The 11,540-nt window shown below is 66.5% G+C and carries 11 protein-coding genes, 2 tRNA genes and 1 pseudogene; 10 read left to right on the top strand and 4 right to left on the bottom strand.

Annotation, left to right across the window (positions count from 1 at the left end):
- On the top strand, nucleotides 1–215 hold a 215-nt coding region (locus tag AC1DY5_RS24885), incomplete at its 5' end, for a hypothetical protein (protein ID WP_478115693.1).
- Between the two features lie 96 nt (nucleotides 216–311).
- On the opposite strand, the gene AC1DY5_RS24880 is transcribed toward AC1DY5_RS24885, so the two are convergent.
- Nucleotides 312–387, bottom strand: a tRNA-Lys gene (locus AC1DY5_RS24880).
- 63 nt (nucleotides 388–450) lie between these two features.
- Nucleotides 451–1,632, bottom strand: coding sequence for a beta-ketothiolase BktB (bktB, locus tag AC1DY5_RS24875; protein ID WP_478115691.1), 1,182 nt, complete (start codon nucleotides 1,630–1,632; stop codon nucleotides 451–453).
- 98 nt (nucleotides 1,633–1,730) lie between these two features.
- On the opposite strand from bktB, the gene AC1DY5_RS24870 reads away from it, so the two are divergent.
- The 7 genes and pseudogenes from AC1DY5_RS24870 to AC1DY5_RS24840 all read left to right on the top strand — a co-directional run.
- On the top strand, nucleotides 1,731–2,441 hold the full coding sequence (locus AC1DY5_RS24870) for an SDR family NAD(P)-dependent oxidoreductase (RefSeq protein ID WP_478115689.1): 711 nt from the start codon (nucleotides 1,731–1,733) through the stop codon (nucleotides 2,439–2,441).
- A 163-nt stretch (nucleotides 2,442–2,604) separates the two neighbouring features.
- The gene (locus AC1DY5_RS24865; protein ID WP_478115687.1) at nucleotides 2,605–4,179 is read left to right on the top strand and encodes an arylsulfatase; all 1,575 of its coding nucleotides are present in this window, start codon (nucleotides 2,605–2,607) and stop codon (nucleotides 4,177–4,179) included.
- Nucleotides 4,180–4,304: 125 nt separating this feature from the next.
- Nucleotides 4,305–5,681, top strand: a complete 1,377-nt coding sequence (locus AC1DY5_RS24860; RefSeq protein WP_478115686.1) for a DUF1254 domain-containing protein — start codon at nucleotides 4,305–4,307, stop codon at nucleotides 5,679–5,681.
- A 5-nt stretch (nucleotides 5,682–5,686) separates the two neighbouring features.
- Nucleotides 5,687–5,998, top strand: a complete 312-nt coding sequence (locus AC1DY5_RS24855; RefSeq protein WP_478115684.1) for a hypothetical protein — start codon at nucleotides 5,687–5,689, stop codon at nucleotides 5,996–5,998.
- A 54-nt stretch (nucleotides 5,999–6,052) separates the two neighbouring features.
- Nucleotides 6,053–6,637, top strand: coding sequence for a MarC family protein (locus AC1DY5_RS24850; protein ID WP_478115682.1), 585 nt, complete (start codon nucleotides 6,053–6,055; stop codon nucleotides 6,635–6,637).
- A 39-nt stretch (nucleotides 6,638–6,676) separates the two neighbouring features.
- Nucleotides 6,677–7,144 carry a YidH family protein gene (locus AC1DY5_RS24845; RefSeq protein ID WP_478115680.1) on the top strand — a complete coding sequence of 156 codons (468 nt, stop codon included), beginning with the start codon at nucleotides 6,677–6,679 and terminating at the stop codon, nucleotides 7,142–7,144.
- A gap of 160 nt (nucleotides 7,145–7,304) precedes the next feature.
- Nucleotides 7,305–7,793, top strand: a pseudogene (locus tag AC1DY5_RS24840) (TolC family protein); the annotation flags it as partial.
- A 75-nt stretch (nucleotides 7,794–7,868) separates the two neighbouring features.
- Here the strand turns inward: AC1DY5_RS24840 and AC1DY5_RS24835 are convergent.
- Nucleotides 7,869–7,944 (bottom strand) — tRNA-Ala (locus AC1DY5_RS24835).
- A gap of 96 nt (nucleotides 7,945–8,040) precedes the next feature.
- Between AC1DY5_RS24835 and AC1DY5_RS24830 the strand changes: the two genes are divergently transcribed.
- The gene (locus tag AC1DY5_RS24830; RefSeq protein ID WP_478115678.1) at nucleotides 8,041–8,907 is read left to right on the top strand and encodes an alpha/beta hydrolase; all 867 of its coding nucleotides are present in this window, start codon (nucleotides 8,041–8,043) and stop codon (nucleotides 8,905–8,907) included.
- A gap of 6 nt (nucleotides 8,908–8,913) precedes the next feature.
- On the opposite strand, the gene AC1DY5_RS24825 is transcribed toward AC1DY5_RS24830, so the two are convergent.
- The gene (locus AC1DY5_RS24825; protein ID WP_478115676.1) at nucleotides 8,914–9,891 is read right to left on the bottom strand and encodes a GMP reductase; all 978 of its coding nucleotides are present in this window, start codon (nucleotides 9,889–9,891) and stop codon (nucleotides 8,914–8,916) included.
- 205 nt (nucleotides 9,892–10,096) lie between these two features.
- On the opposite strand from AC1DY5_RS24825, the gene AC1DY5_RS24820 reads away from it, so the two are divergent.
- Nucleotides 10,097–11,540 (top strand): UvrD-helicase domain-containing protein (locus tag AC1DY5_RS24820; RefSeq protein ID WP_478115674.1); only part of this gene is annotated, 1,444 nt, incomplete at its 3' end.

Here is an 11,540-nt window from a genome sequence, read left to right as displayed (position 1 = left end):
AGCTTGAGCAGGACCTGCCGGTTGTCATCAGGCCAGACTCCCAGGAGCGGGGGTGGTGTCTCCCTGATGAACTGCACGACGCTGTGATGCCGGCTGTTCTCCACCTCACAGGCCAGCTTCAGCCGCTGGCCATCGTTGAAGATGACCGCCGCTCGGCGACAGTCTGCAGGGAGGAAGGTGAAGCGCAGGGGGTGGATGCGGGGCAAGTTGGCTGACACGATTACACCGGATTTACACAGGTCACCGAGCCAAAAGAAAAGCCTGCTACCGATTTGATAGCAGGCTTTCTAGTACCCATGCGGGTTTGTTGGTGGTGGGCCCTGAGTGACTCGAACACTCGACCTACGGATTAAGAGTCCGCTGCTCTACCAACTGAGCTAAGAGCCCCTGATCGACATTTCAGTCATTCAGGCAATCCTACGATTATAGCCACAACTTTGGCGGCTTTCCTCAGGTCCGCTCGAAAATGCAGGCGATGCCCTGGCCGCCGCCGATGCACATGGTCACCAGCGCGTAGCGGCCCTGGATGCGCTCCAGCTCGTACAGCGCCTTGACCGTGATCAGCGCCCCCGTGGCACCGACCGGATGGCCGAGCGAGATGCCCGAGCCGTTCGGATTGACCTTGGCCGGGTCCAGGCCCAAATCCTGGGTCACGGCGCAGGCCTGGGCCGCGAAGGCCTCGTTGGCCTCGACCACGTCCATGTCGGAGGCCTTCAGGCCGGCCTTCTCGAGCGCCTTGCGCGAGGCCGGCACCGGGCCGATGCCCATGTAGGCCGGGTCCACCCCCGCGAAGGCATAGGCCACGATGCGCGCCATCGGCTTCAGGCCGCGCCGCGCGGCTTCTTCCTTTTCCATCAGCACCACGGCCGCGGCCGCGTCGTTGACGCCCGACGCATTGCCCGCGGTCACGGTGCCGTTCTCCTTCAGGAAGGCCGGCTTGAGCTTGGCCATGTCTTCGATCTTGGCATCGATGCGCACGTGCTCGTCGGTGTCGAAGTAGGTGGTGCCCTTGCGGCTCTCCAGCGGCACCGGCACGATCTGCGACTTGAAGTAGCCGCCCTCGATCGCCTTCTGCGCCCGCTGGTGGCTGGTCAGCGCGGTCTGGTCCTGGGTCTCGCGGCTGATGCCCCACTTCTTGGCGATGTTCTCGGCCGTGATGCCCATGTGGATGGTCTGGAACGGGTCGTGCAGCGCGCCGAGCATCATGTCGACCATCTTGCTGTCGCCCATGCGCGCGCCCCAGCGGGCCGTGAGCGAGGCGAAGGGCGCCCGGCTCATGCTTTCGGCACCGCCGCCCACCGCCACCTTGGCGTCGCCGAGCTGGATGCTCTGTGCCGCGCTGACGATCGCCTGCAGGCCCGAGCCGCAGAGGCGGTTGACCGTGAGCGCCGGCGTCTCCTGGGCGCAGCCGCCCTCGATCGCGGCCACACGGGCCATGTACATGTCGCGCGGCTCGGTGTTGATGACGTGGCCGAAGACCACGTTCTCGACGTCCTTGCCGTCGACCTTGGCGCGCGCCAGCGCTTCCTTGGTGACCAGCGCCGCGAGCTTGGTGGGCGGCACGTCCTTGAGGCTTCCGCCGAAGGTTCCGATGGCGGTGCGAACGCCGCTGACGACAACCACTTCCTTCATAAATTTCTCCTTGGCAAACGAAGCGCCGATGATGCCAGCCCGGCAGCCGTCCGGGTGACGCCGGCGTTACCATTCCTTTCCCAACCAGGAGCCTACCGATGGTCGAAGCCGTTTTTCCTCGTCATGTGGTGGTCACGGGGGCCGCCGGTGCGCTGGGGCGTGCCGTGGTTCAACAGTTCCTCGACCAAGGCGCGCGCCTGGCCCTGATCGACCATCGGCTGGAGCATCTGGCCAGTACCTTCCCGGGGCTGGACAACTCGCAGCACCTGCTGCTCGAAGCCGACGTCAGCTCGCTTGAGTCGATGGCGGCTGCCGGCCAGCGGGTGCTCGCTGCCTTCGCGGGGCAGGTCGACGCCCTGGTGCACATCGCCGGCGGTTTCGAGATGGGCGAGCCGGTGCACGCCCTGAGCCGCGCGGCCTGGGACCGCATGATGAACCTCAACGCCTGGTCCTTCGTCGCCGTGACGCAGGCGCTGGTGCCCGCGATGATCGCGCGCAAGGCCGGCCGGGTGGTCGCCGTGAGCGCCAAGTCGGCCGCCCGCGGCGCCTCCGCTATGGCCGCCTACATCGCCTCGAAGAGCGCGCTGCAGCGACTGGTCGAGGCCTCGGCGGCCGAGCTGGCGCCGCACGGCATCGCAGTCAACAGCATCGCGCCCAGCGTGCTCGACACGCCGGCCAACCGGCAGGCCATGCCGGCTGCCCGTCCTGAGCAGTGGGTGCCGACCTCGGTGGCGGCACAGACCGTGGCCTTCCTGGCCTCGCCGGCCGCCGCCGCGCTGCACGGGCAGCACCTCACGCTCGACGCCTGAGCGGCGCCTGCCCGGCTGCCGGGCGGACTTGCACCAAAGGGCAAGCGGCACGGCACCTTCGGACAAGTGCGCTTTGTCTTCGGGATGCGCATGCTGTGGGTTCCTTCCGGCGCCCCGGCATCGTCGCCCGCGCCTGAACGCAACCCCAAACCAGGAGTCCGCCATGGCGTCCAAGAAGCCCGCTGCCAGTCCATCCGGTGCCAAGAAGCCCAACATCCTCGTGATCTGGGGCGACGACATCGGCATCGCCAATCTCAGTTGCTACACGCATGGCCTGATGGGCTACCAGACGCCAAACATCGATCGCATCGCCAGGGAGGGGATGAAGTTCACGGATTCCTACGGCGAGCAGTCCTGCACCGCGGGCCGCTCGTCGTTCATCACGGGCCAGAGCGTCTACCGCACCGGCCTCTCGAAGGTCGGCATTCCGGCGGCGCCGATCGGCATGAACACGAAACTCGTCACGATCGCGGCGCTGCTCAAGAACCAGGGCTACGCCACCGGCCAGTTCGGCAAGAACCACCTCGGCGATCGCAACGAGCATCTGCCCACCAACCACGGCTTCGACGAGTTCTACGGCAACCTCTATCACCTGAATGCCGAGGAAGAGCCGGAGATGTACGACTACTACCCGGACAAGGACTTCCCCAACTTCAAGAAGAACTATGGCCCGCGCGGCGTGGTCCACTCATATGCTACCGATGTCGACGACCCGACCGAGGAGCCGCGCTGGGGTCGCGTCGGCAAGCAGAAGATCGAGGACACCGGTCCGCTCACCACGAAGCGCATGGAGACCTGCGACGACGACTTCGCTGCCGAGGCCAAGAAGTTCATCGGTAAGCAGCATGAGGCCGGCAAGCCCTTTTTCGTCTGGCTCAACTTCACCCACATGCACATGTTCACGCACACCAAGAAGGAGAGCCTGGGTCAGGCCGGGCGCTGGCAGTCGCCCTACCACGACACGATGATCGACCATGACAAGAACGTGGGCGAGATGCTCGACTACCTCGACGAGCTCGGCATCAGCGAAGAGACCTTTGTGATGTATTCGACCGACAACGGGCCGCACATGAACAGCTGGCCCGACGGCGCGATGACGCCCTTCCGCAGCGAGAAGAACACCAACTGGGAAGGCGCCTTCCGCGTTCCGATGGTGGTGCGCTGGCCGGGCCAGATTCCGGCCGGGACGGTGTCCAACGGCATCGTGCAGCACCACGATTGGCTGCCGACCTTCCTCGAGATGGCGGGCGATCCCGACATCGTCGAGAAGTGCAAGAAAGGGGTGAAGGCGATCGGCCGGACGTACAAGAACCACATCGACGGCATGAGCCTGCTCGGGCACATCACGGGCAAGGAAATGGAGAGCCCGCGCAAGCTCTTCGTCTATATCAGCGACGACGGCGACATCCTCGGCATCCGCTACGACAACTGGAAAGTGGTCTTCATGGAGCAGCGCTTGGCCGGCACGCTGGGCGTCTGGGCCGAGCCCTTCGTACGCCTGCGGCTGCCGAAGATATTCAACCTGCGAACCGATCCGTTCGAGCGCGCCGACATCACCTCCAACTCCTACTACGAGTGGATGCTGTACCACGCGTACATCCTGTACGGCGCCTACGCAATCGCCGACAAATTCGCGGCCACTTTCAAGGAGTTCCCGCCGGTGCAGAAGCCCAACACCTTCACGATCGACGACGCGCTGGCGAAGATGGCGGAAGCGTCGGTGGGCGGTTCGACCTGAACGAGCGCCGTCGAATCGAGGCCAGCGCCATGAGCCGGGCCAAACCGCGTCCTCGCCACGGCAGCCGGGCCAGCCCGAGCTCCCAGCGAGGCCGGATCGAGTGCTTCCCGCTGCAGGAGATGAGCATGCCGCAGGCAGTTCCGGGGCCCGACCACGAGACCCGGCTCAGCGACGACTACGTGCGCCTGGTGGCGCGCGATGCGTTCTTCTGGGCCTGGCCGATCGTCAACGTGTACAACCGCCGCGTCGCCTCCAGACGGCTGCCGCATCTGCTGGGCGGCGTGCTGCCGGTCAGGCCGAACAACAGCCTGACCATGCTGACCGACTACGTCGATCCGGCCGAGCGCGCGGTGGCCTGCCCGAACCAGGACGTGGTGTATGGCAACGGCATCGTCGCGCTGGACCTGTCCCCGGTGGTGCTGCAGGTGCCCGACTTCGGCAACCGCTTCTGGGTCTTCCAGGTGGTGGATTCGCGCACCGACAGCATCGCCGAACTGGGCAGCATGTACGGCACCGCGCCCGGCTTCTACCTGCTGGTCGGGCCGAACTGGATCGGCTCGGTGCCGCCGGGGATTCGCCGCGTTTTCCTCTCGCAGACCGGCACCGGGGTGGTCATCCCGCGGGTGTTCCGCGACGACACGGCGGACGACCTGCAGACGGTGCAGTCGCTCATCAACCGGATCGGCCTCTATCCGGTGGCCGAGTTCGACGGCCGGATGAAGATCACCGACTGGCGCAAGCTTCCAGCGGTGCCGAATGCGGATGCCGGCGACGCGGAGACGCGCTGGGTGCCGCCGGAGAAATTCCTGCAGGACCTGCCCGCGGCCCTGGCCGATGCGAAGCCCTTGCCGGGCGAATCGGCGCGCTATGCGCAGGTGCTGGCGGTGGCGGCCGCGGCGGCCAGGGATGCCCGCCTCAAGCAGGTCTTCGAGCAGGCGGTGGCGGCGGCCGACCGCGAACTGGTCGAGCCGCTGTTCGAGTTCCGCAACTACGGGCGGCCGCTGCCGCACCACTGGTCGACGATTTCGAATGGCGCCTGCTTCGGCTCCGACTACTTCACGCGCACGGCGGTTGCCAAGTCGAACATCTTCGTCAACAAGCCCAACGAGACCCAGTACTACTACCAGGACCTGGACCAGGACGGCCTGCGCCTCTGTGGTGCCGGGCGCTACACCCTGACTTTCGCGAAGGGCGCGCTGCCCCCGGTCAAGGGCTTCTGGTCGCTGACGCTCTACAACAGCCACCATTTCTTCGAGCCCAACGCACTCGGGCGCTACTCGGTGGGCACGAAGAGCAGGGCGCTGCGCTTCGCCGAGGACGGCTCGTTGACGATCCACGTCCAGTCGACCTCGCCGGGCCCCGAGAACGAAGGCAACTGGCTGCCGGCACCAGCCGGGAACGCCAGCAAGTTCTCGCTCTACATCCGCGCCTACTGGCCGGAGCCGGCGGCGATGGAAGGCCGCTGGACGCCGCCCGCGGTGGTTCGCGGCAGCGACGGATGACCCTCATGAAACGCCCCTTCACGCCGGCCCTGCGCCGCTTCCTGTGCCTGGCCTGGCTGCTCGCGGCGGCCGCCCTCGCGCAGGCCCAGGGCTTGCCGTCCTGGAACGACGGCGCCGCCAAGCAGGCGATCCTGGGCTTCGTGGCCGATGTCACGACGCCGGGTTCGCCGAACTTCGTGCCGCCGGCCGAGCGCATCGCGGTCTTCGACAACGAAGGTACCCTGTGGATCGAGCCGCCGATGTACGTGTCCCGGGTGGGCCGGCTGGACAAGGCACTGGATGAAGCCAGGTCGCGCGGCTGGCCGTGGTCGACATGAAGCAGGACTGGAACAAGGTGTTCCCCGCCGACAAGTAGCGCAGCGGAGGCCGCCATGTTCGAGACCAAATCGCTTCTGGGCCTGGGTGGCATCTTCACGGTGCTGTTCGTCATGCTCGGGCCGCTCAAGATCATCGGGCCCTTCGCCAAGCTCACCCACGGCCTCGACGAGAAGGTGTTGCGCGGGATCGCCCTCCGCACCTTCGTCATCGCCCTGGTCGCCGCGGTCCTGGGTGCCTTCATCGGGCTCTCGCTGCTCCGGAACTGGGACATCCCGGTGCCTGCGCTGCTGCTGACTGGCGGTCTGATCTTCTTCGTCGTCGGCATGCGCATGGTGCTGGCACAGTACCAGCCGGCTGCTGCGCCGCCGGCGGACCTTCCGGCCTCGCCGATCGCGGCGGCGATGCGCATCACCTTCCCGACCGTGATCACGCCTTACGGGATCTCGGCGCTGATCGTGCTGGTGGCCAACAGCCACAGCGCCGAGCGCACGCTGGCCATCGTGGCGATGCTGGTCGCCGTGATGCTCCTGAACCTGGTCGCCATGCTCTGCGCGTGCCGCCTGCTCGGCGGCGCCGCGGCCATGGTGCTGGAGATCCTGGGGCGGTGCTGGGGGTGCTTCAGGTGGCCCTGGCGGTGAGCATCATCTTTGTCGCATCGCGTGAACTGGGAGCCTTGCATGGCGGATGAAAACTCATGGGTCGACCCGGGAGCGGAGTCCGACCGCGCCTCGGTCGAGCTATCCTCCCGCCGGACCGGGATGTCGTTCCAGCGCACGCGCATGAGCGCGGAGCGAACGCTGATGTCGGTGATCCGGACCGCGCTGTCGCTGATCGGCTTCGGCTTCACAATCTTCCAGGTGTTCCAGAAGCTGCATGACATGCAGGTCCTCAAGAGCAGCCTGGCGCCGCGCCGTTTCGGTGAGGCGCTGGTCGTGATCGGGATCGCCATGCTGATCTCCGGCATCGCCTATCACTGCAGTTTCATGAGCGGTCTGCGCGCGGAGCGCAAGACCTTGAAGAGCCAGGGACTGATCCATGCGGAGAGCCAGTTTCCACCCTCCCTGACGCTGGCCGTAGCCCTGCTGCTGCTGCTGATCGGCTTCCTCGCCATCTTCAGCATGGCGTTCGACGCCGGCCCTTTCTGAAGGAGGCCCGGGGTCCGGTTGCGGCGCGCGCCAACCTGGAGCGTGAAGCCGTTGGTGCGGACGAAGCGCTGGCTGTCAAAGACCTCGACGACGCCATCGGACAGGCGCAGGCCGCGGCCGCGCTGCGGGCCGTGCCGGTGCTGCTACCGGGGCCTTCGGGCAGGCGAGCCGGTCGCTGGCCGAGCTGTGGGGCGGCCCGGCGCGGGTCTGGACCTATGGTGCCGACATCAGCCTGCCGATCTTCACGGCCGGCGCCCTCGCGGGCCAGGTGACGGGCGCCGAGGGCGAGCAGCGCGCGGCGGTCGCCCAGTACCGCAAGACCGTGCAAACGGCCTTCGGCGACACCGCGGACGCCCTGGCCGGCATCTCCAACTCGCGCGAGGGACTGGCGGCGCAGCAGATCCAGGTCGGGGCGCTGGTCAACTATGCGCGGCTCTCGCGCAAGCGCTTCGAAGGGGGCTACACCAGCTATCTCAAGGTGATCGACGCGGATCGGAACCTGTTCAACGCCCAGGTGGAGCTGGCAAAGTCGCAGGGCGAAGTGCTGCTGCGGGCGGCGGCCTTGTACAAGTCGCTGGGCGGCGGCTGGGTGGACCTCGCCAACCAGGAAGCGCCGCAGCCCGCGGTGCGCCTGAGCGAACGGCCTTGAGGGCGCGAAAGTGGGGTGGCTTGCGTGGAACAGTGGGTCCAAGTCGCCCCGGAACCCGCATGAAAGCTGAAATGTTGGTGGAGAGGAGGAGGATCGAACTCCCGACCTCCGCATTGCGAACGCGGCGCTCTCCCAGCTGAGCTACCCCCCCAACGCAAGTCGAATTCTAACCAGAACCGGCACCCGTTTGCACGACCGCGTGGCCGTGCCAAGATGCGCGCCTCGCCAACCCCTGGAGCATGAACCGATGGCCTCGTCCGATCCCGCCTGGCTGGACCGCATGTACAACAATCGCGCGCTGGTGCCGGACCATCCCGCCTATTTCGAGCGCTGGGCGGCGGATTCCGTCGCCACCCGCGGCGCGCTGCCTTGCCAGATCGACCTGCCCTATGGCGACGGCCCGGCCGAGACCCTGGACGTGTTCCCGGCCGCGGTGCCGGACGCGCCGGTGCTGGTGTTCATCCATGGCGGCTACTGGCGATCGCTCGACAAGAGTCAGCACTCCTTCATCGTCCGCGCCTTCCACGACCGCGGCGTCTGCGTCGTGCTGCCGAACTATGCGCTGTGCCCGGGAACGCCCGAGCAGCCGGTCGGCATCGAGGACATCGCGTTGCAGATGGTACGTGCGCTGGCATGGACCTGGCGCCACGTCGCAGCGCACGGTGGGGATCCGTCGCGGATCACGGTCTCGGGCCATTCGGCCGGCGGCCACCTGGCGGCGATGCTGCTGGGCTGCGACTGGAAAGCTGTGGCGCCGGACCTGCCCGCGCAACTGGTGCGCCATGCGCTGTCGATCTCGGGCGTGCACGACCTGCGGCCCCTGCAGCACGCGCCCTTCATCGCCGACGCGCTGCGCCTGACGGACGCATCGGCGCGGCGGCTGAGTCCGGCGCTGTGGCCGGCACCGGCGCAGGGCCGGCTCTGGGCGGTCGCTGGTGGCGACGAGAGCGAGGAGTTCAAGCGCCAGAACACGCTGATCCGCGACGCCTGGGGCGCACGCACCGTGCCGGTATGCGAACTGATGCCGGGGCGCCACCATTTCAGCGTCGTGGACGCGCTGGCCGATCCGGCGCATCGGCTGCATCGGCTGGCCGTGCAACTGCTGGAGGCCTGAAAGGCCCTACATCAGCAGGTGTTCGCCGGCGTTGTCCCCACCCAGCGTGACGTAGTTGACCTTGCGGATGTCCATCAGTTTGCGCCCACCGGCGTAGCTGATGGAGCTCTGGATGTCCTGCTCCATCTCGATCAGCGTGTCGGCCAGCTTGCCCTTGATCGGCTCGAGGATGCGCTTGCCTTCGACGTGCTTGTACTCGCCCTTGTTGAAGTCGCTGGCCGAGCCGTAGTACTCCTTGAAGAGGACGCCGTCGACCTCGACGGTCTTGCCGGGCGATTCCTCGTGGCCCGCGAACAGCGAGCCGATCATCACCATCGAGGCGCCGAAGCGGATGCTCTTGGCGATGTCGCCGTGGTCGCGGATGCCGCCGTCGGCAATGATCGGCTTGGTCGCCACCCGTCCGCACCACTTGAGCGCCGACAACTGCCAGCCGCCGGTGCCGAAACCGGTCTTGAGCTTGGTGATGCAGACCTTGCCCGGGCCGATGCCGACCTTGGTGGCGTCCGCGCCCCAGTTCTCGAGGTCGATCACGGCCTCCGGCGTGCCGACGTTGCCGGCGATCACGAAGGCCTTGGGCAGCTTCTTTTTGAGGTAGCCGATCATGTTCTTCACGCTGTCGGCATGGCCGTGCGCGATGTCGATCGTGATGTATTCGGGCTCCAGGCCGGCGGCCACCATCTGGTCGACCGTGTCGTAATCGGGCTTCTTGACGCCCAGCGAGATCGAGGCGAACACCCCCTGGGCGTGCATGTCCCTGATGAACCTGAGGTTGTCGAGGTCGAAGCGGTGCATCACGTAGAAATAGCCGTTCTTGGCCAGCCAGGTGCAGATGGTCTCGTCGACCACCGTCTTCATGTTCGCGGGCACAGTCGGGATACGGAAGCTGCGGCCGCCCAGCGTGACGCTGGCGTCGCACTCCGAGCGGCTTTCCACCACGCATTTGCGGGGCAGCAAGAGGATGTTGTCGTAGTCGAAAATCTGCATACCAAGCTCCTTTGTGTCAGGTGGATGAGCGCTTGGTCCGGCCGGCTTTTGAGCTGTTACCCCCTGCGAAATGCAGCGGAAAACGGGCACAAAAAACCGGGCGCAAGAAACTTGGGCCCGGTGACTGATTTTACGCGCCCGTCCGGCGGAAGGGGTTGCGGCACTTCATATATCCCCAATACGCCGTGCTTTCTACAATCGACGCATGTTCACCGACCTCGCGGCCGCCGCAGATTCGCCGCTGCTTCACAACCTCAACCCGGAGCAGCGTGCCGCTGTCACGCTCCCGGCCGGCAACGCCCTGATCCTGGCTGGCGCCGGTTCCGGCAAGACGCGGGTGCTGACGACCCGCATCGCCTGGCTTCTGCAGACCGGCCAGGTGTCGCCGGGCGGCATCCTGGCCGTCACCTTCACCAACAAGGCGGCCAAGGAAATGATGACCCGGCTGGGCGCGATGCTGCCGGTCAACGTGCGCGGCATGTGGATCGGCACCTTCCACGGCCTGTGCAACCGCTTCCTGCGGGCCCACTGGAAGCTCGCCAACCTGCCCTCGACCTTCCAGATCCTCGACACCCAGGACCAGCTGTCGGCCATCAAGCGGCTGATGAAGCAGTTCAACGTCGACGACGAGCGCTTTCCGGCCAAGCAGACGCAGTGGTTCATCGCCGGCGCCAAGGAGGACGGCCTGCGCCCGCGCGACGTCGAGGCCCGCAGCGACGACGACCGCAAGAAGGTCGAGCTTTACCAGTTGTACGAAGAGCAGTGCCAGCGCGAGGGCGTGGTCGACTTCGGCGAGCTGATGCTGCGCAGCTACGAGCTGCTGCGCGACAACGACCCGGTGCGCGAACACTACCAGAGGCGTTTCCGCCACATCCTGATCGACGAATTCCAGGACACCAACCGGCTGCAGTACGCCTGGATCAAGATGCTCTCGGGCACCACGGCCGAGGGCCGCTTCACGCCGGGCGACAACAGCGTGATCGCGGTCGGCGACGACGACCAGAGCATCTATGCCTTCCGTGGCGCGCGGGTCGGCAACATGGCCGACTTCGTGCGCGAATTCGACGTCAGGCACCAGATCAAGCTCGAGCAGAACTACCGAAGCTACAGCAACATCCTCGATTCGGCCAATGCGCTGATCAGCTACAACACCAAGCGGCTGGGCAAGAATCTGCGCACCGACCAGGGGCCGGGCGAGCCGGTGCGCGTCTACGAGGCGACCAGCGATTTCGCCGAGGCGCAGTGGATGGTCGAGGAGATGCGCCAGCTGGTGCGCGACGGCATCGACCGCAAGGAAATGGCCGTGCTCTACCGCAGCAATGCCCAGAGCCGGGTGATCGAAACGGCCCTCTTCAACGCCGCGGTGCCGTACCGCGTGTACGGCGGCCTGCGCTTCTTCGAGCGCGCCGAGATCAAGCACGCGCTGGCCTATCTGCGGTTGCTCGAGAACAAGGACGACGACACCAGCTTCCTGCGCATCGTCAACTTCCCGCCGCGCGGCATCGGTGCCCGCAGCATCGAGCAATTGCAGGACGCCGCCCGCGCCGCCGGGCGATCGATGCACGACGCCGTGAGCGCGGTCGGCGGCAAGGCCGGCAGCAACCTGACGGCTTTCGTGGCCAAAATCGACGTGCTGCGCGAGCAGACGC

Source organism: Variovorax sp. P4_D9, from assembly GCF_056401695.1.
This window is presented reverse-complemented; position numbering and strand designations above follow the sequence as displayed.